Here is a 22,624-nt window from a genome sequence, read left to right as displayed (position 1 = left end):
GGCGGCCCGCTCCGGCGGAACGGCCCATGTGGCGCTCCGGGAGACGTGCCGCCGGGTTCAGGAGAGGTGGCGTCCGACCGGTTCGACGCGGAGCCGTCCCGTTCGGGGGTCGACGTCGACCTCGACGCGAATGTCGTAGACCTCGCCGATGTTCTCGGCGGTGAGGACGTCGGCGGGTTTGCCGGCCGCGTGGACCCGGCCCGAGCGCATGAGGACGAGCGTGTCCGCGACCCTGGAGGCCTGGTCGAGGTCGTGCAGCACGATCCCGACCGCGATGCCGTGTTCCTCGACGAGGTCCCGTACCAGGTCGAGCGTCTCGAACTGGTAGCGCAGGTCGAGGTGGTTGGTCGGCTCGTCCAGGAGCACGACGCCGGTGTCCTGGGCCAGGCAGGCGGCGAGCCAGACCCGCTGCATCTCCCCGCCGGAGAGTTCTCCGGCCTGCCGCCCGGCCATGTCGCGTACTCCGGTCACCCCCATGGCGTGGTCGACGGCGGCACGGTCGTCCGCGGTGGGTCCGGAGAAGCCGCTCCGGTACGGATGGCGCCCGAAGGCGACGACCTCCGCGACCGTCAGCCCCTGGGGAGCGGGCCTCGACTGGGAGAACAGCGTGACCTCGCGCGCGAACCGGCGGGAGCTGAGCAGGGCCGCGTCACGCTCAGGCTCCCCCTCGGGGGCGCCGAGCATCACCCGGCCGCCGTCCAGCCGGTGCAGCCGGGAGAGGGCGCGCAGCAGCGTGGACTTCCCGCTGCCGTTCGGTCCCACCAGCGCGGTCACCCGGCCGGGTTCCAGGGCGACCGAGACACCGTGGACGACGGGCCTGCCGTCGTAGCGCAGCACCAGGTCGTGCCCGATGAGCGAGGCCACCGGGGCGGTGGCGGCGGGGGCCACGGGTTCTCCGGCAGACCGGAAGGAGCTTTTGAACATGAGGGTGTCCGGACGATCGGGGAACGGGGAGCGCGGCAACCTCCGTCCGGTGTGACCGGCCAGGCCGTGCGCTCGCCCGCACACGGACAGCGTCGTGCACGGCAAGCACCAACTAAGGGTTACCTAACTCGCTGAAGAGTACATTCCGCTTGTCGCGTCGACAATCAGGGGTTCTGGTCATGCGATACGGGATTCCGGACATCCTCCGACGGCCCGGCCGCCGCGCCGAAGAACGCGCCCGGCGTGATGCCCATGACCCGCCGGAAGGCGACGATGAAGGAGCTGGGCTGCGCGTAGCCGAGCACCTCGGAGACCGTCGTCACCTCGAAGCCTTCACCGAGCAGCATCAGCGCCCGGTGCACCCGCAGCATCTGCCGCCACTGCGCGAAGGAGAGACCCGTCGACCGGCGGAAGGCGCGGGTGATCGTGCGGTCGCTGATCTCCAGCTGCTCCGCCCAGTCCTCGAGCGAGCGGCCGTCGGAGGGATCGCTCAGCAGGGTTTCGGCGATGGCGTCGATCCGTGGATCGCCGGGCAGCTGCAACGCGAACTGACGCTCCGACGGCCGGATCACGTCGAAGACGACCGACTCCGCCCGCGCCCTGGCCCCGGCGTCGAGGTCTGCGGCGGACAGATGGGTCAGCAGCGACTCCAGCAACGGCGTCATCGCGATCGCCAGGGGCTCCGTGAACGCGAGCGGTGTGCGACCGGGCGCGAAGAAGGCGTGGAAGAACTCCGCACCCGCCGTGGCCCGGCCCTCGTGGACCATGCCGGCGGGCATCCAGAGGCCGTGCCCCTCGACCACGGTCAGGACGCGGTCCCCCACCCGGGACGTCAGCGTCCCCCCGCGCGCCCAGACGAGTTCGTGCAGGTCGTGCGCGTGCGGTGACCACTCCGTGGGAACGGCGACGATCCGGAATCCGGCAAGGATGGCACCCGCCGCCGACGCGGGCAGCGGCTCGGCCCGCCGCACCACGGTGCCCGCCTCGCGCCGCCACATCCCGGGGGTCGCCGCACCACGGGACGCTCGAACCATGGCGGGGAGTCTATCGGCGCCGGTCAGCACCGGTCGGCAGCGGGCCGCCACGGCCCCTGGAGGCCCTGCGGGAGCCGTGGCGGCACGAAGAAAAAGAGGTGATGTTCAAATGTCTGATGTTTGTATATGGTGCTCGCATGAAACACATCAGCGCACCGCGCCGGACGGCCAGCCTGTCCGCCCAGCTCGTGGACAGTCTCCGCTCGCACATCGAGTCGGGCGGGTGGCCGGTGGGAACGCGGATCCCGCCGGAGCAGGCCCTCATCGAGGAGCTCGGGGTCGGACGCAGCACACTGCGGGAGGCGATCGGCGCGCTGGTGCACCTGGGCCTGCTGGAGCCCCGGGCCGGTGACGGCACCTACGTCCGCTCATCGAGCGAGCTCCAGTCGGTCATGGTGCGGCGGGCGAGTTCCGCGCAGCGGGACAACGTGCTGGAGCTGCGGACCGTACTGGAGGAGTACGCCTCCGGTACCGCGGCCCTGCGGCGCAGCGAGAGCGAGTTGCAGCGGCTGCGGGAGCTGCTGGCCGACGCCGAGGCGGCCTGCGCCGGTGAGGACACGTCCGCGGCCACGAGCGTCGACGCGCTGTTCCACCGGGCGGTGGTCCGGGCCAGCGGCAACGACCTGCTGATCGAGGTGTACGACTACCTCGGTACGGCGCTCACCTCGTCCCTGGGCGGCCTGCCCTGGGACACCGCCCACGCCGAGGAGCACGCCGGTCTGCACCGGCGGCTCGTGGACGCGATCGACGCCCGGGACCAGGCAGGCGCCCGCGACGCGGCGGCCGCGATCGTCCGGCTCACCCGTGACCACGAGACCGGTACACCACGAGACGCGGAGGACCGGTGAGCACGCGGCCCGCTCCGAAACCCCTTCGGCGCTCCGTCCCCGGATCACCCGATACCGAGCCCGCCGTGCCCGTCGTGCCGGTCGGGCTCGTCATCGCCATCTGCCTCGTGGCGGCGAACCTGCGCACCACCCTCACCGGTGTGGGCGCGCTGCTGCCGGAGATCGAGCACGGCAGCGGCCTGACACCGAGCTGGGGCGGGCTGCTGAGCACCCTGCCGCTGCTGACGTTCGCGGCGACGTCACCCCTGGTCGCCCGCGCCTCCCACCGGCTGGGCAGCGCCCGCCTGCTCGTGGCGGCGCTCGGTGTGCTGGCCGTCGGGACGGTGGTCCGCTCCCTGCCCTCCGTCATCTGCCTGTTCGCCGGCACGGTGATCCTCTCCGCGGCCATCGCGTTCGGCAACGTACTGCTGCCCGCCCTGATCAGGCGGACCATGCCCGCCCACCGCATCCAGGCCGTCAGCGCCCTCTACGTGACCGTCATGGGCCTCATGGCCGCGGTGTCGTCCGGGGTCTCCGCCCCACTGGCCCACACGCTGCCGGGTTCCTGGCGCACCGCGCTGGCCTGGGGCGTCGCGTTCACCGTCGCGGCCTTCCTCGCCTGGCTGCCCCGGACAAGGGGCGACAGGCCGCAGGAGTCCACCGGTGCGGCCCACAGCCCGGTGCCGTGGCGGTCGCGGCTCGCCTGGCAGGTCACCTTCTTCATGGGCCTGCAGTCCCTCGCCTTCTACACCGCCGTCGCCTGGCTGCCCAGCATCCTCATCGACCGCGGCACGAGCAGCACCACGGCCGGCTGGCTGCTCTTCTATTACCAGGTGGTGTCCCTGGCGGCCGGCAGCCTCCTGCCTCTGCTCACCAGGGGCCGCCACGACCAGCGCTGGACGGCGGCCGGGGCCTCGGCCCTCGTGGCAGGCGGCTTCACCGTACTGGTCGCCGCCCCCGCGCTGCCCGTCCTGGCGTGCACCCTGCTCGGGCTCGGCGGCGGCGCCTGCCTCGTCCTCGCGCTGACCTTCCAGAGCCAGCGCGCCGGCACCTCCGGCGAAGCTGCCGCACTGGCGGGCATGGCACAGTCCATCGGCTACCTCGTGGCGGCGGCCGGCCCCCTCCTCCTGGGCGTCCTGCACGACACCACGCACAGCTGGACGCTCCCGCTCACCGTCCTGGCCGTGCTCGGCGTCGCCACCGCGGCCGCCGGACACGGTGCGGGACAGGACCGCCACATCCATCAGGCGTCCGGCTGACGGGATCGCCCTGCCCGCTCAGCGCCGTACGCGCGGCATCCCGAGCCCGATCCAGGAGATGATCTCCCGCTGGATCTCGTTGTTGCCGCCGCCGAAGGTGAAGATGACCGCTGAGCGGTAGCCGCGTTCGAGTTCGCCGTGCAGGACGGCGCCCGCCGAGCCCTCCTTGAGCGGGCCGGCCGAGCCGACGACCTCCATGAGCCAGGCGTAGGCGTCGCGGCGCGCCTCGGAGCCGTAGACCTTCACGGCGGAGGCGTCCTGCGGGGTGAGGGTGTTGTGCTGGACGGCGGACACCATCTGCCAGTTGAGCAGTTTCATGGCGTCCAGGCGGGTGTGGGTGCGGGCGAGGCGGGTGCGGACCCAGCCGAGGTCGGTGACGCGGCGGCCGTCGGCCAGGCGGGTGTCGGCGGCCCAGCGGCGGACGTTGTGCAGGGCGCGGATGGCCATGGTGCCGTGGGCCGCGAGGGTGACGCGTTCGTGGTTGAGCTGGTTGGTGATGAGCCGCCAGCCCTTGTTCTCCTCACCGACCCGGCGGGAGACGGGGACGCGGATGTTCTCGTAGTAGCTCGCGGTGGTGTCGTGCGAGGCGAGGGTGTTGATCAGGGTGCAGGAGTAGCCGGGGTCGGACGTCGGGACCAGGAGCATGGTGATGCCCTTGTGCGGCGGGGCGTCCGGGTCGGTGCGGGCGGCGAGCCAGACCCAGTCGGCGGTGTCGCCGTTGGTCGTCCAGATCTTCTGCCCGTTGACGACGTAGGTGTCGCCCTCGCGCACCGCCCGGGTCTTCAGGGCGGCGAGGTCGGTGCCCGCGTCGGGTTCGCTGTAGCCGATCGCGAAGTCGAGCTCACCGGAGAGGACCTTGGGCAGGAAGTAGGCCTTCTGCTCGTCGGTGCCGAACTGCATGATCGTCGGGCCGACGGTGTTGAGGGCCATCAGCGGCAGCGGGACCCCGGCCTGCGCGGCCTCGTCGAAGAAGATGAACTGCTCCATCGGCGACAGGCCGCGTCCGCCGTACTCCGCGGGCCAGCCGACGCCGAGCCAGCCGTCCGCGCCCAGGCGCCGGATGGTCTCCCGGTAGAAGCGCTTCTGCGCCGCGGGGTCCGCGTAGCGCGCGTAGGCGTTGTCGGGGACCAGGGCGGCGAAGTATGCGCGCAGCTCGGCGCGCAACTGCTGCTGCTCAGGCGTGTATTCGAGGTGCACGGCCCCTCCAGGAGTCTCGCGGTCGCGTCGCCCGTGTGCGGCGGCGCACACAGTAGAACGTGTTGCAAGAATCCGGAAGGGGCACGGAGCCCCGGCAACCGGAGGTCAGCGTCTGACGGCGCGCAGCACCACGAACTTGGGGTCGCCGGCCACCGTGGTGCAGTTGCCGAACGTGCGGCGGAGCTGGGTGTGGTAGCCGAGGTGCCGGTTGCCCACGACCCACAGCTCGCCGCCCTGGCGCAGTGCGGCACGGGCCCCGTGGAACATGTTCCGGGCGGTGGCGTCCGTGGTGGCCTGGTGCGAGTGGAAGGGCGGATTGTTGAGGATCAGGTCGATGCTCGCGGGCGCGGTGCCGGCCAGTCCGTCCCCGACCACGAACCGGGCCTCGGTGCCCGCTTCGGCATTGGCCCGGAAGGTCGCCTCGGCCGAGGCGACCGCCTGGTACGACTCATCGATGAAGGTGACCTCGGCCTCGGGGTTGGTGAGCGCGGCGGAGAGGCCGAGGACACCGTTTCCGCAGCCGAGGTCGACGACCCGTTCGGGCCCGCTGCGCACCGGCAGGTGCTTCAGGAAGAAGCGGGTGCCGATGTCGAGCCGCTCCGCGCAGAAGATCCCGGCGTGGTTGGTGACGGTCCGCCCCGCCACGGGACCGACGTCGTCGGGCAGCTCGTAGCGGTGGGGCCAGGGGCTGCTCGCGCGGACCGCGGCCCGGTCGGGCGTGCAATGGATGAGCCGGGCCTTCTTGACCGCCAGGGAGGTGCGGGTGGGGCCGATGATGCGCTCGAACAGCTTGAGGGTGGAGGTGTGGATCTCCTTCACCATCCCGGTGCCGATGACGACGGTGCCCGGGTGGACGGCGGGCGCGAGGCGGTAGAGCTGGTCCTCCAGGAGCGCGAGGCTCTTGGGCACCCGCACGAGGAGGACGTCGATCCGCTCCGGCGGGGTGTCGCGCGCGGACAGCAGCCGCACCGCGTCCGCGTCGGCGCCGTTGCGTTCCAGGTTCGCCGCTGTCGCCCGCTGCGCGAGGTAGGAATCGGTGATCTGTACCGGACGGTGACCGGCCAGGACCGTGCTCAGGGCGCCCCAGCGGTCGCCGACCACGACCACGCTGCCGGACAGGCCGACGGGTTCGGCCCCGTCGATACCCTCCAGGTGCCGCAGCAGGTATTCGTCGGCCGCGTCCCAGGCACGGAACGGGTCGCGGGGGTCCTCGGGGAATCGGGCGAGGTCGTAACCGGCCCCTGACGTCGTCAAACGGTTCATTGTGCGTTCAGGCTAACCGAGCGGCGCCAGACACCCGAACACTCCCGGCCACGGGGGCGGGGAGGAGCGGCCGCACTCCCCCGCACCCGGTGCCCGCCGGCGGTTACGGCAGCTGCTTGTCGATGGCCGACCGGCCCTCACGGGCCAGCCTGCGCCGCGCCCACTCAAGGGTCTGCGGTGTCAGGTCCCGCCCGGAGGCGAGCACCAGGTCCTCGGGCGACGGGTCATCGCTCGCGCCGGTGTGCAAGAGGCTGTCGGGGGTCACGCCCCGCAGTACGGATGGGGCCGCTCCCCCGGGTGCGGATATGAATTCGGGCTCGTCGCTCATGCCGCCTCCTCGTCCTTGCGGCAATTCTCGCCCCGCCCGGACGGGGGCGCATCCGATGCCCGGCGGTAACGCATTCGCGCCCCGGCCCCCCACCCTCACTTGACCTGCACATGATAGGTACGCAGCGTTCACACCCGGGTCACGGTGCGTGTGGAAGGCTCCGCTGACCAACCATCACACGACCACCGCGGAGCCGCCCCCCCACCCTGCGCCGGCGCCGCGGTGCCCGTATTTCCGGAGAGGACACCCCACATGTCCCGTCGTCACCTTCCCTACCGGCGACCGCTGCTGGCCACTCTCGCGGCCTTCGCGGTCCTCACCGGCACCGCGGCCGCCGCACCGGCCCACACCCCGCCGGCTCCGGCGGCCGCCACCACTCCGCTCGGCACACTGGACGACACGTACTACCAGGACGCGCTCGGCAAGACCGGGACCGCGCTCAAGGGCGCCCTGCACACGATCATCAGCGACCAGTCCAAGCTCAGCTACAGCCAGGTCTGGGACGCGCTCAAGGACACGGACGAGGACCCGTCGAACTCCTCGAACGTGATCCTCCTCTACTCCGGCCGCTCGGAGCCCAAGAGCGACAACGGCGGCGGCACCGGCCAGTGGAACCGGGAGCACGTCTGGGCCAAGTCCCACGGCGACTTCGGCACGGCCACCGGGCCGGGCACCGACATCCACCACCTGCGCCCGGCGGACGTGTCGGTCAACTCGGTACGCGGGAACAAGGACTTCGACAACGGCGGCAGCGAGGTGAGCGGGGCGCCCGGCAACTACAGCGACGGCGACTCCTTCGAACCGCGCGACGCCGTCAAGGGCGACGTCGCCCGCATGATCCTCTACATGGCGGTGCGGTACGAGGGCGACGACTCCTTCGCCGACCTGGAGCCCAACGACCAGGTCTCGAACGGCTCCGCCCCGAACATCGGCCGGCTCTCGGTGCTGAAGGCGTGGAGCCAGGAGGACCCGCCGGACACCTTCGAGAAGCGTCGCAACGACGTCATATTCGACCAGTACCAGCACAACCGGAACCCGTTCGTCGACCACCCGGAATGGGTGGGCGCCATCTGGTAGGCCGCCGACCGGCGTGACGGGGCGGGCCGGCCGGGCACTCAGCCGGTCCGCCCCGTCACGCACCAGTCGACCGCGTCCTCGCGGGAGTCGAAGAACCGGGGGCCCCCGGCGGCACCCTGTCCCGCGAGGCGGCCCGCCGGGTCGGCCACGGCGGTGCGCCGGCCGGCGGCCGTGAGCCGGGCGAGGCCGCCGTTCAGCATCGCTCGGGCCGCCGTGTCGATGTCCGTCACCCGGCGCAGGTCCAGCACCACGGCAGCGGTGTCCTGCGGGCCCGACTCGTCCAGCGCGTACAGCACCCGCTCGGCCGCGGTGAAGTCCAGCGCGCCCTGCGCCGCGACGACCGCCACCCGCTCCCGGCGGGCGCGTTCCCGCTCCTGCGACGGCGCGGAGGGCAGATCGTCGGCGGTGGTGACCAGCGTGACGGTGGAGCCCGCCAGAGCCGGGTTGTGCATGAGATGCAGCCCGAACCGCTCGGACAGCGCGCCGAGCGCCAGACGTCCTCGCACCGAGGTCCCGGACGGGTCGAGGAGCGGGCTGTACGCCGCCAGTCCGAACCGGGCCGGTCCCGCAGCGATCAGGCCGCCGGACACCCCGCTCTTGGCCGGCAGCCCCACCCGCAGCAGCCAGTCGCCCGAGGCGTCGTACATCCCGCACGTCGCCATCACGGCGAGCACGTGCGCGGCGACGGGCTCCGGCACCACCGCGTCCCCGGTGATCGGGTTGACTCCGCCGTTGGCCAGGGTCGCCGCCATCGCGGCCAGGTCCAGCGCCGTGACCCGTACCGCGCACTGGCGGAAGTACGTCTCCACGGCGGCGACCGGGTCCACGGGCAGCGGCCCCGCGCTGCGGATCAGATATGCCAGGGCGCGGTTGCGGTCGCCGGTGAGCGCCTCGGAGGCGTACACCTGCTCGTCGACGTCCAGCCGCCGGCCGGCGAAGCGGCTCAGGAAGTCGAGGATCCGGTCGAACCTCGGGGCGTCCCGGGTGTCCCGCACCAGTGCGGTGGTGACGATGGCGCCGGCGTTGACCATGGCGTTGGCGGGGCGCCCGGTGCCCGGTTCCAGACTGATGGCGTTGAACGCCTCGCCGCTGGGCTCGGCGCCGACCCAGCGGCCCACCTCGTCGAGTCCGGATTCGGTGAGGGACAGTGCGTAGACGAACGGCTTGGACACGGACTGGGCGGTGAACGGCACCTCCACGTCGCCGGTGCTGTAGCGGTGCCCGTCCATGCTGATCAGGGCCAGCCCGAACGCGTCGGGGTCGGCCAGGGCCAGCTGCGGGATGTAGTCGGCGAGCCTGCCGTCGCGCAGGCCGGCGAACCGGGTGTGCAGTTCGCGCAGGGCGTCCGTGACCGCGTCGGCTGCGTTCACCGGCCGGCCGTCAGCCGCGCTCGGCCTGCGCGATCCGCGGGAACGTCTTTACGCCCGCGGCCTTGCGGCTGTTGGCGTGCTGGCTGACCGTGCGGCCGGGCGGTGCGTCCGCGAAGCCGAGCACCACGGAATCCAGGACCTTCCCGGAGGCGTCGACGAACTCCACCTCGACCGCGTAGAAGGCGGCCTTGCCGGTGGGGTTGGTCACCCGGACGAGGGCGCTGCGGAACTGCTCGGAGGGCTCGACCGCGAGGCCGTTGACGGAGACGTCCTTGACCGCGTCCCCCTTTCCCTTCACACCCTTGAGCGTGGAGACGGCCTTCTGCCGGTTGCGCTCCGCCTCGGCGGACACCGAGGCCGCGAACTCCTGCTGGGTGCGCCGGCTCTCGGAGGCGCTCGGGGACGCCTTCGGCTCGGCGGACACCGTGCGAGTGCTTCTGGCCGTGCCCTGCGACGAGGTGTCGGAGCTGTCGCAGGCGGCGCTGCCGGCGACGATCACCGCGGCCAGCACGGCGGGGGTCAGGCTGCGGGCTGCGCGACGGCCGAAGGCGCGTCGCACGGGGCTGGGCTGGTTCACGGACGCTCCGTCTGCTCGGAAATCGAAGGAAGGGCCAGGAAGGAAGAGGACCAAGAGGGAAAGGGGCTGAGAAGGTGCGGAATGGAGCGGGCCGGGTCACGTCCCGGGGGTCATGCCGCGTCCTCGCCGAAGATGTCGCGGAGGCGGGTCTCGCTCCCGCTGTCCAGGTTGCTGTGGAGCAGCTCGGCGCCGCCGCCCGGGAGCGCCTGGCTGATGCGCTCGGGCACCTCGTTCATGGTGAGGAGGAACAGCGCGGACGTCCCCGGCGTGATCTTCTCCTTGACCTCGGCGATGAACTCGTCGTCGATGCCGACGTCCGCCAGCTTTCCGCCGAGCGCCCCGGCGGCCGCGCCGATCGCGGCACCCAGCAGCGGCATCAGGAAGATCAGCCCGAAGAGCATTCCCCAGAACGTGCCGCTGAGCGCACCCGCGCCGACCAGGTTGAGCAGCTGCTTCGTCCGAGGCTTCGGCCGGTCCGCGGGCCAGCTCACCACCGCCGCGTCCAGGATCTTGATCAGGCCCTCCTTCTGCAGGGAGATCAAGGTCGCCTCCACGTCCTCCGCGCCTTCGGCGGACCGGAATTTCCACACGGTGAGCGTGGACATCGCACATACCTCCTGGAGCCGGTAGCACCAACTCGCCCATATTAGGATCAACAGGTATGAATTGACTCGTCGAATCACCCGCTTCGCACCGCAGTACGCCAAGTCCCGGGAGGGAACAGATGGACACGGATGCCCTGACCGCCGGCCTCTTGCAGGAGCTCCGGGCGGCCAAGCCCTATCCCGCCCTGTCCCTGACCATGCCGACCCACCGCCGCGCACCCGACAACGCGCAGGACGCCGTCCGGCTGCGCAACCTGGTCGCGGCGGCGGGCAGCAGGCTCGACGCCGATCCGCAGGTCGACCGCGAGACCCGGGCCGCCGTCAAGCAGCAGCTCGACCGGGCGGTCGCCGAGATCGATCCGCGCCGGGCCCTGGACTCGCTGGTGGTCCTCGCGACGGCCGACGAATACCAGATCTGGCAGCTCCCGCGCACCGCGCCCGAACGAGTGGTGCTGAGCGACACCTACCTCACCCGCAACCTGGTCGCCGCCAAGGCGCAGGCCCGGCCGTTCTGGGCGCTCACCGTCTCCGCCGACCACGCGGCCCTGTTCAGCGGCACCACGGACGGCGCGCACGAGGAGCGGATCGGCGGCTTCCCGCTGACGGCCCCGCACGAGCCGCCCAACCCGCAGCGCGAGGAGCGGATCGGCGACACCCCGAGCACCTTCAGCGACGAGGACACCCGTCAGTTCCTGCGGACGGTGGACGAGAAGCTGCGCGGGGTCCTCGCCACGGACCCGCGCCCGCTGTACCTGGTCGGCCTCGCCCCCGCGCTGGCGATGCTGGACGAGGTGGGCGAGAGCACCTCGGCCGCGGCCGGCCGGGTCACCAAGGGCGCCCCCGCCGACACCACGCCCGCCGGGCTGCTCACCGAGCTTCGGCCCGCCCTGGAGGCGAGGCAGAAGCGGTTCGCCGCCGAGATCGAGGGCAAACTTGACGAAGCGCGCGGCCGCCGCGCCTTCGCCGGCGGGCTCGACGAGGTGTGGGCCGCCGTGCGCGAGGCGCGCGCCGGCCTGGTGGCGGTGGAGGAGCACTACCAGCAGACGGTCCGGGCCACCCAGGAACACCTTGAGCCGGTGAGCGCGGACGACCTGGACCCGGCGGACGAGAAGGTCCGCGAGGACATCGTCGACGAGCTGGTCGAGGCGGCACTGGACAGCGGCGCCGACGTGGTGTTCGTCGCGGACGACTCGCTCAAGGAGCACGGGCGGATCGCGGCGGCCCTGCGCTACTGAACGGGGCACCGGCAAAGGCGTCCGCGCCGGGAACCCGGCGCACAACCCCTGCGAGAGGAGAGCACACCATGCCACGCGGATCGAGTCCGAAGCGCGAGCGCCAGTACGAGCACATCAAGGAGTCCGCCCAGGAGCGCGGGGTCGGTGAGGACCGGGCGGAGGAGATCGCGGCCCGTACGGTCAACAAGGAGCGCGCCCGCTCCGGCGAGTCGAGGACCGCGAGCCGTACGTCGACCGAGGACATCTCGTCCTCCCGGCGCGGCGGTCTGCGCTCGCACAGCGGAGCACAGGGCCCCACCCGCGACCAGCTCTACGAAGAGGCGAAGCACAAGAACGTCAAGGGGCGTTCGACGATGACGAAGGCGCAGCTGGCACGGGCTGTCGGCCGCTGACCCGTCGCGTGACGGCAGGGCCCGGACGGTGCGGCCGTCCGGGCCCTGCCGGTGCGTGCGGGCTCAGCCCTCCCAGGTCCAGTCGGCGACCTCGGGCAGGTCCGTGCCGTGCTCGCGGATCCAGTCGTGGTGACGGGCCCGGGTGTCGGACATCGCCTGACGCACCGCCACGGCGCGGACGCCGAGGCCCGGCACCCGGTCGATGACGTCCATGACCAGCCGGTAGCGGTCGAGGTCGTTGCGGACCACCATGTCGAACGGCGTGGTGGTCGTGCCCTCCTCCTTGTAGCCCCGCACGTGCAGCTGCGCGTGACCGGTGCGGCGGTAGGCGAGGCGGTGGATCAGCCAGGGGTAGCCGTGGTAGGCGAAGATCACCGGCTTGTCGCGGGTGAAGAGCGCGTCGTACTCCGAGTCCGGCATCCCGTGCGGATGCTCGCCGTGCGGCATCAGCCGGGCCATGTCGACGACGTTCACCACCCGCACCGCCAGCTCGGGCAGGTGACGCCGCAGCAGACCGGCCGCCGCCAGGACCTCCAGGGTGGGGACGTCGCCGGCGCAGGCGAGCACCACATCGGGTTCGCGGCTGCCGTCCTCCGTCCCCGCCCACTCCCAGACCCCGGCGCCGCGCGCGCAGTGCGCACGGGCCTGGTCGAGGGTGAGCCAGTCGAAGCTGGGCTGCTTGCCGGCCACGATCACGTTGACGTAGTCGCGGCTGCGCAGCGCGTGGTCGGCCACGGACAGCAGCGTGTTGGCGTCCGGGGGCAGATAGACGCGGACGACCTCGGGGCTCTTGTTGAGGATGTGGTCGACGAAGCCCGGGTCCTGGTGCGAGAAGCCGTTGTGGTCCTGGCGCCAGACGTGCGAGGTGAGGAGGTAGTTGAGGGAGGCGATGGGGCGGCGCCACGGCAGCCGGCGCGAGGTCCGCAGCCATTTGATGTGCTGGTTGACCATCGAGTCGACGATGTGGGCGAACGCCTCGTAGCAGGAGAACAGCCCGTGCCGGCCGGTGAGGAGATAGCCCTCCAGCCAGCCCTGGCACAGGTGCTCGGAGAGGACCTCCATGACGCGGCCGTCGCGCGCCAGGTGCTCGTCGGTGTCCAGCGTCCCGGCCTGCCAGGCCTTGCCGGTGGTCTCGTACAGGGCGTCGAGCCGGTTCGAGGCGGTCTCGTCGGGGCCGACGACCCGGAAGTCCCTGCGGTCCGCGGTGGCCGCCATCACGGCCTCCAGCAGTCCGCCCAGGACCCGGGTCGGTTCGTGCAGGACGGTGCCCGGCCGGTCCACCCGGACCTCGTGCGCCTCCAGGGGCGGGACGGGCAGGTCGCGCAGGAGCAGCCCGCCGTTGGCGTACGGGCTGGAGCCGAGCCGGGCCGTGCCCTCGGGCACGCAGGCGAGGACCTGCTCCGAGGGGCGCCCTTCGGCGTCGAAGAGCTCCTCGGGCCGGTAGGAGCGCAGCCAGGCCTCCAGCTGCCGCAGGTGCGCCGGGTTGTCGCGGACGCCGGGCAGCGGGACCTGGTGGGCGCGCCAGGTCCCTTCGACGGGCAGCCCGTCCACCTCGGCGGGGCCGGTCCAGCCCTTCGGGGTGCGCAGCACGATCATGGGCCAGCGCGGGCGGTCGGTGTCGCCGCCGGTCCGGGCGGCCCGCTGGAGCTCGGCGATGCGGTCGAGGGCCCGGTCCATCGCGGCGGCCATCGCCCGGTGCACGGTGAGGGGGTCGTCGCCCGCCACGTACAGCGGTTCGTGTCCGTAGCCGCGCAGCAGGGCGTCGAGCTCGTCCTCGGGGAGGCGCGCCAGCACCGTCGGGTTGGCGATCTTGTAGCCGTTGAGGTGGAGGACCGGCAGGACGGCTCCGTCGTGGACCGGGTCGAGGAACTTGTTGGCGTGCCAGGAGCCGGCGAGCGGGCCGGTCTCCGCCTCGCCGTCACCGATGACGCAGGTGACGAGCAGTTCCGGGTGGTCGAGCGCGGCGCCGTAGGCGTGGGCCAGGGAGTAGCCGAGTTCGCCGCCCTCGTGGATGGAGCCGGGGGTCTCGGGTGCGACGTGGCTGGGCACTCCGCCGGGGAAGGAGAACTGCTTGAACAGCAGGCCCATGCCCGCCGCGTCCCGGCTGACGTCGGGGTACGTCTCCGAGTAGCTGCCCTCGAGCCAGGAGTTGGCGAGCACGGCCGGGCCGCCGTGGCCGGGGCCCCAGACGCACAGGGCGGGGATTCCGCGCGCGGCGACGACCCGGTTGAGGTGCGTGTGGACGAGGTTGAGTCCGGGCGATGTGCCCCAGTGGCCGAGCAGCCGGGGCTTGATGTGCTCGGGGGCGAGCGGCCGGGTCAGCAGCGGGTTGTCCATCAGGTAGATCTGGCCGACGGCCAGGTAGTTGGCCGCCCGCCAGTGGGCGTCGAGTGCGGATATCTCTTCGTCGGACGGGCCGGCCGCCGGTGCGGACGGTGGGGCGTCGCTCATGGTCACCTCTCAGCGGGCGTGGAACGGCACGGGCGGCGGCGTCACCCGGGTTCGGGGCCGTACCAGACGGTGGTGGCGTTGCAGAACTCGCGGATGCCGTGTCCGGCGAGCTCACGGCCGTAACCGGAGCGCTTCACCCCGCCGAACGGCAGCGCGGGGTGGGAGGCCGTCATCCCGTTGAAGAAGACGCCGCCCGCCTCCAGATCGCGCACGCAGCGCCGGCTCTCCTCGGCGTCGCGGGTCCATACGTTGGAGCTGAGGCCGAACGGGGTGTCGTTGGCGAGCTCCAGTGCCTCGTCGAGGCTGCCGGCCCGGTAGAGCGTGGCGACGGGACCGAAGGTCTCCTCGCGGTGGATCCGCATGGCGGGCGTGATGCCGGTCAGCACGGTGGGCGCGTAGAACCAGCCGTTCTCCAGGCCGCCGCCCAGCCCCTCGGGCCGGCCGCCGCCGCACAGGGCGCCGGCGCCCTGCCGTACGGCGTCGTCGACGAGTTCCTCCAGGTCGGTGCGGCCCTGCTCGCTGGCGAGCGGGCCGACATCGGTGGACTCCTCCAGCGGGTCCCCGACGGTCAGGTCGCGCATGCCCACGGTGAAGCGTTCGGCGAACTCCTCGTACACCTCGGTGTGCACGATGAACCGCTTGGCGGCGATGCAGGACTGTCCGTTGTTCTGGACCCGGGCGGTGACCGCGGTGCGGGCGGCCCGCGCGACGTCGGCGGACGGCAGGACGAGGTAGGGGTCGCTGCCGCCCAGTTCCAGGACGGTGTGTTTGACCTCGTCGCCCGCGACGGCCGCGACGGCGCGGCCGGCCGGTTCGCTGCCGGTCAGGGTGGCGGCCGCCACACGGCGGTCGCGCAGGATCGCCTCGATCGCCCCGGAGCCCACCAGCAGGGTCTGGAAGCATCCCTCGGGGAATCCGGCCCTGCGGAACAGGTCGCCCAGGTAGAGCGCGGTCTGCGGCACGTTCGACGCGTGCTTCAGCAGCCCGGTGTTGCCCGCCATGAGGGCGGGGGCGGCGAACCGTACGACCTGCCAGAGCGGGAAGTTCCACGGCATCACGGCGAGGACCGTGCCCAGCGGGCGGTAGTGGACGTAGGCGCGCGAGGCGCCGGAGTCCTCGACGTCGGCGGGCGCGGGATGCTCGTCGGCGAGGAGCGCCTCGGCGTGGGAGGCGTACCAGCGCATGGCCTTCGCGCACTTCGCGGCCTCGGCGCGGGCGGCCTTGACGGGCTTGCCCATCTCCAGGGTCATGGTGCGGGCGATGTCCCGCTGGTCCTCGTCGAGGAGGTCGGCGGCCCGGTTCATCAGCCGGGACCGTTCACCGAACCCGGTGGTGCGGTACTCCCGGAAGGCGGTGTCCGCCGCGGCGAGCCGCCGCTCGATCTCGTCCGCTCCCAGGGCGTCGAACGTCCTGAGGGTCTCGCCGTTCGCGGGGTTGACCGTCGCGATGGGCATGACTGTGGCCTCCTTGCCTCGGTACTCCGACCGTGCCGCGCCGCGCGCGGTGGCGCAACGCGGGCACCGCACACGCGTACCCGTCCGGCGCGGACCATGCGTGCTGGACGCATGCGATCCGCGCCGGACGGGAGGCTGCGGGGTTTGCCGCGCTCCGTGCCGCGCGCCTCAGACGAGGGCGGGGGCCTGTGCCGGGGCGGGCTCGGGGGCCTCGGACCCGGCGGGGGCGGCCGCCTCGGCGTCGGGGAAGTCGGCGACCACCGCGGGCGGGCGGCGGAACTCGCGGACTCCGGGCAGCGGCGGGAGCGGCACCAGCGCGATGTGCTGCGGCTCCTGCGCGTAACGGGTGAACCAGACGACTTTGCCCTCGGCGGTCCGGCAGGTGCCCCAGCTGTCGCTGAGGGCCATCACCCGGCTGAGGCCGCCGCCCTCGTGGAGCAGCCTGGGCATGTCGGCGCCGTTGTCAGCGACGGAGACCGTGAGGTGCCGTCCGGACCAGCGGAGTTCGAGGACACAGGTGTTGTCGTCACCGACGTGCCGCTGGACGTTGGTCAGCAGCTCCTCCACAGCACGGCACACGGGCCGGATGTGGAGTTCGAGACTCCAGTGGCGCAGATGCGCGGCGATGATCCGCCGCAGCTGGGACACGCGCTCTGCCGAAACCTGGAGTTCGACCAGATATTGCCGGTCGAGTGGAACGGTCATCGTCGAGGCTCCTCACATCGAGGCCCACATGCTTCGCCCCGTTGAACGAACGACCCCCGAATGCAAAGAGTGAGCAGATGTCACTTCTGGGTCACTCCTTAGGGTGACCCGGTAGAGCCGGTTGCGCAACACATCCGGCCGCGCACCCCCGGTGACCGGCGCATTCGCCGCCGGTAGGGGTGAGCGCCGCCCCGTCGTCAGGGCAGGTGCGGAAGCAGCCGGTCCGGGGTGAGGGGAAGCGTCCGGAGCCTGGCGCCGGTGGCGTGCCGGACGGCGTTGCCGATCGCGGCAGCCGCGCCGACGATCCCGATCTCGCCGATGCCCTTGCTGCCCATCGGGTTGAGGTGCGGGTCCTCCTCGTCGATCCAGTGCGCCTCGATGCCGACCGCGTCCGCGCAGGCCGGCACGTGGTAGGAGGCCAGATCGCTCTCGGTGAAGTCCCCGAAGACCGGGTCCATGGTGCTGGACTCGGTCAGTGCCATGCCGAGCCTCATGATCATCCCGCCGATGAACTGGGAGCGTGCGGTGCGGGAGTTGAGGATGTGCCCGGCGGCGAAGACCCCGAGCATGCGGCGCACCCGGACCTCGCCGGTCCGGCTGTCGATGGCGACCTCCGCGAAGTGCGCCCCGAAGGCGTGCCGGGCGTACGGGGACTCGGCCGCCGTCTCGCTCCCGGTGTCGGCGGCGACGGTCACTCCCCCGTCGGGCAGCGCTCCGGTCCGCGCGCCGAGCTCCCGGACGAGGCCGGTGGCGGCCTTGTGCACCGACCAGCCCCAGGAGCCGGTGCCGGAGGAGCCGCCGGCCAGCGGGGCGTCCGGCAGGTCGCTGTTGCCGATGTCGACCCTCACGTTCTCCACCGGCGTCCCCAGCACGCCCGCGGCGATCTGGGCGAGGACGGTGCGGGCGCCGGTGCCGATGTCGGTGGCGTTGACCGCGATGCGGTACGAGCCGTCGGCCGCCGCGTGGGCCGAGGCGTGGGAGGCGCTCAGGTAGACGGGGTAGGTGGCCGAGGCGACGCCCGTACCGAGCAGCAGCGGTCCTTCCCGGCGGATCGCGGGGCGGGGATCGCGGCCGTGCCAGCCGAAGCGGTCGGCGCCCTCCCGCAGGCAGGCGGCCAGGCCGCGGCTGCTGAAGGGTTTCCCGGAGTCGGGCTCGTCGGCGGGGTCGTTGCGCAGGCGCAGTTCGACGGGGTCGATACCGAGGGCGGTGGCGAGTTCGTCCAGTGCCGATTCGAGCGCGTACATGCCGGGGGCCTCGCCCGGGGCCCGCATCCACGACGGGCTCGGGACGTCGAGGGCGGTGACACGGTGGACGGTGCGGCTGTGCGCGGAGCCGTACATCACCCGGGCCGGTACGCCGGCCTGTTCCATGAACTCCTTGACCGTGGACGTGTGGGACACGACCTCGTGGGCGATCGAGGTGAGGGTGCCGTCGGCCTCGGCGCCGAGCCGGACGCGCTGGACGGTGGGCGCCCGGTGTCCGACGACCGCGGCCATGTGCCGCCGGGGCATCGCGAGTTCGACGGGGTGTCCGGTGTGGAGCGCGGCCATGGCGGCGAGCACGGCCTGGGGGCGCGGGGTGCCCTTGGAGCCGAAGCCGCCGCCCACGTGCTCCGAGACGACGGTGACCTGGTCCGGCCGCAGGCCGAACACGGTGGCGAGGCTGTCGCGCACCTTGGTGGCGCCCTGGCTCGCGTCGTACACGGTGAGGCGCCCGTCCGGCGACCAGTGGGCGGTCGAGGCGTGCGGTTCCATGGGGTGGTTGTGCAGGGCGCCGAGCGTGTACGTGGCGTCGATCCGTACGGGTGCGGCGGCGAACGCCCGGTCGAAGTCGCCGCGTTCGCGTACGGCCGGGTAGCCGCCGTTGGCGGTCTCCGGGGTGTACATGCCGGGGTGGTCCGCTGTCAGGACGACGTCGTGCGGGTCGGTCTCGTAGGTGATCTCCAGCGCCTCGGCGCCCGCCCGCGCGCCTTCGAGGGTGTCCGCCACGACGAGGGCGATCTGCCAGCCTCGGTGCGGTACCCGGTCGTTCTGGAGTACGGCGAGGATCGGGTCGTCGGGTTCCTCGGTGCGTGGCGCGTTCTCGTGGGTGAGGACGGCGCGGACGCCGGGGAGTGCCGTCGCGGCAGCGGTGCCGATCGCGGTGACGCGGCCGCGCGGGACGGTGGCGGGCACCGGCCAGGCGTACAGGCAGCCGGGCAGGTTGCGTTCGGCGGAATAGCGCGCGGTGCCGGTCACCTTGTCCCGGCCCTCGCGGCGGACGACCGGGGCGCCCGGGGGCTGGGGGGTGTGGCTCATGGTGGGGATCCTCGGCTCTTCAGGGGCGGGCGGTGAGTTCGGCCAGGGCGTCGACGGCGAGCCGGCGGGCCAGGGTCACCTTGAACGCGTTGTCGCGCAGGGGGCGGGCGGCGGCGAGTTCGGCGTCGACCGCCGCTTCGTACGTCTCCTCGGTGGCGGGTGCGCCGCGCAGGATCTCCTCGGCGGCGTGGGCCCGCCAGGGGCGGTGCGCGAGGCAGCCGAACGCGAGGGCCGCGTGTTCGGCCCGGCCGCCGCTGACGTGCAGGACGACCGCGACGGAGGCCAGGGCGAAGGCGAACGACGCGCGGTCGCGGGCCTTGCGGTAGAGGGAGACCGTGCCGTCGGGCAGCGGCGGCAGGAGGACCTCGGTGATCAGTTCGCCCGGCCGGATCACGGTGTCGGTGGCCGGGTCGTCCCCGGGCAGCCGGTGGAATCCGGTGGCGGGTACGGTCCGTTCGCCGTCCGGTCCGTGCAGTACGACCGTGGCGTCGAGCGCGGCCAGGGCCACCGCCATGTCCGAGGGGTGGGTGGCGACGCACGCGGCGGAGTGGCCGAGGACGGCGAGGTCGCGGTGGGCTCCCTCGCGGGCCGGACAGCCGCTGCCGGGCTCGCGCTTGTTGCAGGGCTTGGACGTGTCCTGGAAGTACGGACAGCGGGTGCGCTGGAGGAGGTTGCCGCCGGTGGTGGCGGTGTTGCGCAGTTGCCCCGAGGCGCCGGCCAGCAGCGCCTGGGAGAGGGCGGGGTAGCGGGTGCGTACCGCGTGGTGGGCGGCCAGGTCGCTGTTGCGCACCGTCGCGCCGATGCGCAGCCCGCCGTCGGCCGTCTCCGTCACCCGGTCGAGCGGGAGCCGGCTGACGTCGATGAGCAGGCCGGGGGCCTCCACCCCCAGCTTCATCAGGTCGACGAGGTTGGTTCCGCCGCCGAGGAACCGCGCGCCCGGGTCGGCCGCGCTCTCCCGGACCGCTTCGGCGACGGACGCGGCGCGCAGATATCCGAAGGGTTTCATGGCGCCACGTCCCCGACCGCCTCGACGATGCGCGGGTACGCGCCGCACCGGCACAGGTTGCCGCTCATCCGCTCGCGGATCTCGGCGGCGTCCAGGCGCGCCGGGGCGGTGACGGGTGCGGTGTGCCCGGTGACGTGGGAGGGGAAGCCGTCGGCCGCCTCGCCCAGCACTCCGACGGCCGAACAGATCTGGCCGGGCGTGCAGTAGCCGCACTGGAGCGCGTCGCGGTCCAGGAAGGCCTCCTGGAGGGGGTGGAGACGGTCTCCGTCGGCCAGGCCCTCGATCGTGGTGATGCGGGCGCCGTCGTACGCGACGGCCAGCAGCAGGCAGCTGTTCGCCCGCCGGCCGTCCACCAGGACGGTGCAGGCACCGCACTGGCCGTGGTCGCAGCCCTTCTTCGCGCCGGTCAGGCCCAGGTGATGACGGAGAGTGTCCAGGACGGTGGTGCGGTGGTCGACCGTCAGTGTCCGCTCGGTCCCGTTGACGTTCAGGGTCAGGGCGGAGCTGCCGGTGGTCGCCCGCGGGTCTCCCCCGCCGCCCTCCCGCCGAGTGGTGGGATCCACGTGGCGCAACCTCTCACTAAGGGGCGATATCTGCGTTTTCTATCCGATATCAGACAAACTTCTATCAGATTCGCACCACAGCGCTCGCACCCTCAACCGGAACGGTCACGTCACATCACGTCACTTCAGAGCAAGGGGGCCGGGCAGGAGCGGCCTACTTGCTCGCCAGCCGCAGCCGCACTTCCTCCTCCTGGTCGCCGGACACGGTGCCCACGACCCGCACCGCGAAGGCTCCCGCCAGGCCCTGCCTCAGCCGCTCGACCGCCCAGTAGCCGCCCTGGACGTCGAGCGTGACGGGCGCGCCGAGGTGCACGGGCCCGGAGACCACCCGCTCCTCGGTGACATCGACGGTCGCGACCCAGGCGGTGGGCCGCTTGCCCGAGACGTCCTGCGGCGCGTCGGCCGAGGCCCGGTCGGTGACGAACGCGGCCCGCAGCACGTCGAAGACCGTGCCGGCGTCGTCCTTGGCGCAGCCGCTGAGAACCACCGACACCTCCCCGCCCTGCGGGTTCTCCTGCGTCTGCGCTTCCCGTGTGCTGTTCACCGCGGTTCCTTCCTGAGGGTGTACCTCCAGACTCTCCCCGCGGCCGGGTGTCTGCGAGGCGAGCGGCCCCGGCTGCTTGCGGATGCGGGCCGCGACACGCCTCCTGCCGATCGAAACGCTTTTTACTCCCATATCCACTTAAAACATGAATTCGAGCTTGGCACCGAGTGACTGTCCGGTCCCGGGGTATCCGGCATGCATGGACGTATCGCGTGGAGCCCTGAATTCCCTGGCCCTCACCCTCGCGGACGGGCGCGGAGCGACCGGGGTGGTGATGGCCGTCGTCGGAGTGATCCTGGTGGCCCTGCTGATCGGTGCCGTGTGGCTCGGCAAGCGACGGCAAGCCCAGGCGCCCCCTCCGCCCCGCCCCGAGGAGCAGCCGGTGGCGCCGGACCACCGCACGCACGTCGAGGAGCCGGACGTGCACGCCGACGACAGCTTCCCGGCCGACGGCCGCGGGCTCTCGCCGTACGAGCTCGGTGAGCACGGGGACGAGCACGGCCGCCCCGAGAACGACGAGAAGCGCGGCTGAGACGGAAGGTGCGACGCCGTCCGCCGCGTGTTGCGGGAGCGGGCGGCCGCGGTGAGGCTGGGGAGGGCCCGCAGGCCATCGGCACACATCTGCCGCACACCCCATGAAGGCAGTAGGACCATGACCGCAAGCACCTCTGGCAAGGCATCCGCTCCCGCGCCTCTGACCGGGCCCGCGGCGCCGTGCTGGGTCAACCTGATGACCCGGGACCTGGAGTCGGCGCAGGACTTCTACGGCCCGGTGATGGGCTGGACCTTCCGGCCGGGCAAGCTCGGCCAGGAGTTCTCGGTGGCCCGCCGCGGTGACGTGCCCGTCGCCGGTATCGGCGCGGTGGCGACCACGTTCCACGTCGCGGTGGCGTGGACGCCCTACTTCGCCGTCCGGGACGCCGACGTGACCGCCTCCCGGATCCGTGAGCGCAGCGGCACGGTGGCGGTGGGGCCGCTGGCTCTGGGCAAGGGGCGCGGTGCGCTGGCCGCCGACCGCGAGGGGGCGGGGTTCGGCATCTGGGAGCGGACCGAGCCGGCGACCTCGCCGCCCGCTCCGGACGGCCACTCGCACGCCTGGCTGCGGCTGCACACCAGGAGCGCCTTCGACGCCGCGATCTTCTACGGCGAGGTACTGGACTGGGCGAGCGGGCTGCCCGGCTCCTGCGAGGTGTCGTACGCCGGGGACGAGGTGATCGTCACGTGCGGCGGGCGTCAGCTTGCCCGGATCAGCTCGGGCGCGGTCGAGGCGGCCCCCGATCCGCTGGTCCGGCCGCGCTGGCAGGTCAACTTCCCCGTCCCCGACGTGGCGGCCGCCGTCGCATCGGCACAGGAGCACGGCGGTTCGCTCGTCGAGGAGCTGTCACGGCCCGATGCCCGGGAGGCGACGCTGCTCGACCCGGACGGCGGACTGTTCACTCTCACGGACGTCCACAACCCCGCCGCCACCCCGGCGTGACGGACCGGGCGGCTCCCTCCTCGCGCCGGGACGCGATCA

General features: G+C 72.5%; 22 protein-coding genes. 7 read left to right on the top strand and 15 right to left on the bottom strand.

The genetic code is table 11. The features are described 5' to 3' along the window. Positions 1 to 57: 57 nt before the first annotated feature. Positions 58 to 924, bottom strand: a complete 867-nt coding sequence (locus EDD93_RS31675; protein ID WP_123529022.1) for an ABC transporter ATP-binding protein — start codon at positions 922 to 924, stop codon at positions 58 to 60. A 164-nt stretch (positions 925 to 1,088) separates the two neighbouring features. After that, positions 1,089 to 1,958, bottom strand: a complete 870-nt coding sequence (locus EDD93_RS31670) for an AraC family transcriptional regulator (RefSeq protein WP_123529020.1) — start codon at positions 1,956 to 1,958, stop codon at positions 1,089 to 1,091. A gap of 137 nt (positions 1,959 to 2,095) precedes the next feature. On the opposite strand from EDD93_RS31670, the gene EDD93_RS31665 reads away from it, so the two are divergent. Then, positions 2,096 to 2,806, top strand: coding sequence for a FadR/GntR family transcriptional regulator (locus tag EDD93_RS31665; RefSeq protein WP_123529017.1), 711 nt, complete (start codon positions 2,096 to 2,098; stop codon positions 2,804 to 2,806). Between the two features lie 65 nt (positions 2,807 to 2,871). Beyond that, positions 2,872 to 4,044, top strand: coding sequence for an MFS transporter (locus tag EDD93_RS31660; protein WP_260256012.1), 1,173 nt, complete (start codon positions 2,872 to 2,874; stop codon positions 4,042 to 4,044). A gap of 18 nt (positions 4,045 to 4,062) precedes the next feature. Here EDD93_RS31660 and EDD93_RS31655 read toward each other — a convergent pair whose 3' ends face one another. The 3 genes from EDD93_RS31655 to EDD93_RS31645 all read right to left on the bottom strand — a co-directional run bounded on the left by EDD93_RS31655 (position 4,063) and on the right by EDD93_RS31645 (position 6,832). Continuing rightward, positions 4,063 to 5,241 carry an acyl-CoA dehydrogenase family protein gene (locus EDD93_RS31655; protein ID WP_123529015.1) on the bottom strand — a complete coding sequence of 393 codons (1,179 nt, stop codon included), beginning with the start codon at positions 5,239 to 5,241 and terminating at the stop codon, positions 4,063 to 4,065. A 105-nt stretch (positions 5,242 to 5,346) separates the two neighbouring features. After that, positions 5,347 to 6,504 carry a methyltransferase gene (locus EDD93_RS31650; protein ID WP_123529013.1) on the bottom strand — a complete coding sequence of 386 codons (1,158 nt, stop codon included), beginning with the start codon at positions 6,502 to 6,504 and terminating at the stop codon, positions 5,347 to 5,349. Positions 6,505 to 6,607: 103 nt separating this feature from the next. Then, the gene (locus tag EDD93_RS31645; RefSeq protein ID WP_123529011.1) at positions 6,608 to 6,832 is read right to left on the bottom strand and encodes a hypothetical protein; all 225 of its coding nucleotides are present in this window, start codon (positions 6,830 to 6,832) and stop codon (positions 6,608 to 6,610) included. Positions 6,833 to 7,084: 252 nt separating this feature from the next. On the opposite strand from EDD93_RS31645, the gene EDD93_RS31640 reads away from it, so the two are divergent. After that, complete coding sequence (locus EDD93_RS31640; protein WP_123529009.1) at positions 7,085 to 7,909, top strand: endonuclease I family protein; 825 nt, start codon at positions 7,085 to 7,087, stop codon at positions 7,907 to 7,909. 38 nt (positions 7,910 to 7,947) lie between these two features. Here the strand turns inward: EDD93_RS31640 and glsA are convergent, their stop codons facing one another. From glsA to EDD93_RS31625, 3 genes are all read right to left on the bottom strand, one after another. Further along, on the bottom strand, positions 7,948 to 9,279 hold the full coding sequence (gene glsA / locus EDD93_RS31635) for a glutaminase A (protein ID WP_123529006.1): 1,332 nt from the start codon (positions 9,277 to 9,279) through the stop codon (positions 7,948 to 7,950). Positions 9,280 to 9,289: 10 nt separating this feature from the next. Then, positions 9,290 to 9,856, bottom strand: a complete 567-nt coding sequence (locus tag EDD93_RS31630; protein ID WP_123529004.1) for a hypothetical protein — start codon at positions 9,854 to 9,856, stop codon at positions 9,290 to 9,292. 110 nt (positions 9,857 to 9,966) lie between these two features. Then, on the bottom strand, positions 9,967 to 10,461 hold the full coding sequence (locus EDD93_RS31625; protein WP_123529002.1) for a DUF1269 domain-containing protein: 495 nt from the start codon (positions 10,459 to 10,461) through the stop codon (positions 9,967 to 9,969). A 119-nt stretch (positions 10,462 to 10,580) separates the two neighbouring features. On the opposite strand from EDD93_RS31625, the gene EDD93_RS31620 reads away from it, so the two are divergent. Next, on the top strand, positions 10,581 to 11,696 hold the full coding sequence (locus tag EDD93_RS31620) for a chemotaxis protein (RefSeq protein WP_123529000.1): 1,116 nt from the start codon (positions 10,581 to 10,583) through the stop codon (positions 11,694 to 11,696). 68 nt (positions 11,697 to 11,764) lie between these two features. After that, a complete protein-coding gene (locus EDD93_RS31615; RefSeq protein WP_123528998.1) occupies positions 11,765 to 12,088 on the top strand; it encodes a plasmid stabilization protein in 324 nt (107 codons plus the stop codon). A gap of 63 nt (positions 12,089 to 12,151) precedes the next feature. Here EDD93_RS31615 and EDD93_RS31610 read toward each other — a convergent pair whose 3' ends face one another. The 7 genes from EDD93_RS31610 to EDD93_RS31580 form a co-directional block, all read right to left on the bottom strand. Continuing rightward, positions 12,152 to 14,539 (bottom strand): phosphoketolase, encoded by a 2,388-nt coding sequence (locus EDD93_RS31610; protein WP_123528996.1) that lies wholly within the window; start codon positions 14,537 to 14,539, stop codon positions 12,152 to 12,154. A gap of 41 nt (positions 14,540 to 14,580) precedes the next feature. Continuing rightward, on the bottom strand, positions 14,581 to 15,993 hold the full coding sequence (locus tag EDD93_RS31605) for an NADP-dependent succinic semialdehyde dehydrogenase (protein ID WP_123528994.1): 1,413 nt from the start codon (positions 15,991 to 15,993) through the stop codon (positions 14,581 to 14,583). A gap of 168 nt (positions 15,994 to 16,161) precedes the next feature. Further along, positions 16,162 to 16,698 (bottom strand): ATP-binding protein, encoded by a 537-nt coding sequence (locus EDD93_RS31600; RefSeq protein ID WP_123528992.1) that lies wholly within the window; start codon positions 16,696 to 16,698, stop codon positions 16,162 to 16,164. Positions 16,699 to 16,895: 197 nt separating this feature from the next. After that, positions 16,896 to 18,995 carry a xanthine dehydrogenase family protein molybdopterin-binding subunit gene (locus tag EDD93_RS31595; protein WP_123528990.1) on the bottom strand — a complete coding sequence of 700 codons (2,100 nt, stop codon included), beginning with the start codon at positions 18,993 to 18,995 and terminating at the stop codon, positions 16,896 to 16,898. A 19-nt stretch (positions 18,996 to 19,014) separates the two neighbouring features. Next, positions 19,015 to 20,001 (bottom strand): xanthine dehydrogenase family protein subunit M, encoded by a 987-nt coding sequence (locus EDD93_RS31590; protein WP_123528988.1) that lies wholly within the window; start codon positions 19,999 to 20,001, stop codon positions 19,015 to 19,017. Continuing rightward, the gene (locus EDD93_RS31585) at positions 19,998 to 20,564 is read right to left on the bottom strand and encodes a 2Fe-2S iron-sulfur cluster-binding protein (protein ID WP_123528986.1); all 567 of its coding nucleotides are present in this window, start codon (positions 20,562 to 20,564) and stop codon (positions 19,998 to 20,000) included. Before EDD93_RS31585 ends, EDD93_RS31590 begins: the two co-directional genes overlap by 4 nt. Positions 20,565 to 20,718: 154 nt before the next feature. After that, positions 20,719 to 21,108 (bottom strand): hypothetical protein, encoded by a 390-nt coding sequence (locus EDD93_RS31580; protein ID WP_123528984.1) that lies wholly within the window; start codon positions 21,106 to 21,108, stop codon positions 20,719 to 20,721. A gap of 199 nt (positions 21,109 to 21,307) precedes the next feature. Between EDD93_RS31580 and EDD93_RS31575 the strand changes: the two genes are divergently transcribed. Beyond that, positions 21,308 to 21,640, top strand: coding sequence for a DUF6479 family protein (locus EDD93_RS31575; protein WP_123528982.1), 333 nt, complete (start codon positions 21,308 to 21,310; stop codon positions 21,638 to 21,640). A 120-nt stretch (positions 21,641 to 21,760) separates the two neighbouring features. Next, complete coding sequence (locus tag EDD93_RS31570) at positions 21,761 to 22,585, top strand: VOC family protein (RefSeq protein WP_123528980.1); 825 nt, start codon at positions 21,761 to 21,763, stop codon at positions 22,583 to 22,585. Positions 22,586 to 22,624 lie beyond the last annotated feature (39 nt).

Origin of the sequence: Streptomyces sp. 840.1 (assembly GCF_003751445.1) — a bacterium.
GTDB lineage: Bacteria > Actinomycetota > Actinomycetes > Streptomycetales > Streptomycetaceae > Streptomyces.
This window is presented reverse-complemented; position numbering and strand designations above follow the sequence as displayed.

Excerpts from the sequence above, each read along its gene's own strand:
- EDD93_RS31605 (WP_123528994.1), bottom strand. The coding sequence starts at position 15,993 with ATGCCCATCGCGACGGTCAACCCCGCGAACGGCGAGACCCTCAGGACG.
- EDD93_RS31570 (WP_123528980.1), top strand. The coding sequence starts at position 21,761 with ATGACCGCAAGCACCTCTGGCAAGGCATCCGCTCCCGCGCCTCTGACC.
- EDD93_RS31575 (WP_123528982.1), top strand. The coding sequence starts at position 21,308 with ATGGACGTATCGCGTGGAGCCCTGAATTCCCTGGCCCTCACCCTCGCG.
- EDD93_RS31620 (WP_123529000.1), top strand. The coding sequence starts at position 10,581 with ATGGACACGGATGCCCTGACCGCCGGCCTCTTGCAGGAGCTCCGGGCG.
- EDD93_RS31595 (WP_123528990.1), bottom strand. The coding sequence starts at position 18,995 with ATGAGCCACACCCCCCAGCCCCCGGGCGCCCCGGTCGTCCGCCGCGAG.
- EDD93_RS31610 (WP_123528996.1), bottom strand. The coding sequence starts at position 14,539 with ATGAGCGACGCCCCACCGTCCGCACCGGCGGCCGGCCCGTCCGACGAA.
- EDD93_RS31640 (WP_123529009.1), top strand. The coding sequence starts at position 7,085 with ATGTCCCGTCGTCACCTTCCCTACCGGCGACCGCTGCTGGCCACTCTC.
- EDD93_RS31670 (WP_123529020.1), bottom strand. The coding sequence starts at position 1,958 with ATGGTTCGAGCGTCCCGTGGTGCGGCGACCCCCGGGATGTGGCGGCGC.
- EDD93_RS31600 (WP_123528992.1), bottom strand. The coding sequence starts at position 16,698 with ATGACCGTTCCACTCGACCGGCAATATCTGGTCGAACTCCAGGTTTCG.
- EDD93_RS31650 (WP_123529013.1), bottom strand. The coding sequence starts at position 6,504 with ATGAACCGTTTGACGACGTCAGGGGCCGGTTACGACCTCGCCCGATTC.
- EDD93_RS31615 (WP_123528998.1), top strand. The coding sequence starts at position 11,765 with ATGCCACGCGGATCGAGTCCGAAGCGCGAGCGCCAGTACGAGCACATC.
- EDD93_RS31675 (WP_123529022.1), bottom strand. The coding sequence starts at position 924 with ATGTTCAAAAGCTCCTTCCGGTCTGCCGGAGAACCCGTGGCCCCCGCC.
- EDD93_RS31590 (WP_123528988.1), bottom strand. The coding sequence starts at position 20,001 with ATGAAACCCTTCGGATATCTGCGCGCCGCGTCCGTCGCCGAAGCGGTC.
- EDD93_RS31645 (WP_123529011.1), bottom strand. The coding sequence starts at position 6,832 with ATGAGCGACGAGCCCGAATTCATATCCGCACCCGGGGGAGCGGCCCCA.
- EDD93_RS31665 (WP_123529017.1), top strand. The coding sequence starts at position 2,096 with ATGAAACACATCAGCGCACCGCGCCGGACGGCCAGCCTGTCCGCCCAG.
- EDD93_RS31625 (WP_123529002.1), bottom strand. The coding sequence starts at position 10,461 with ATGTCCACGCTCACCGTGTGGAAATTCCGGTCCGCCGAAGGCGCGGAG.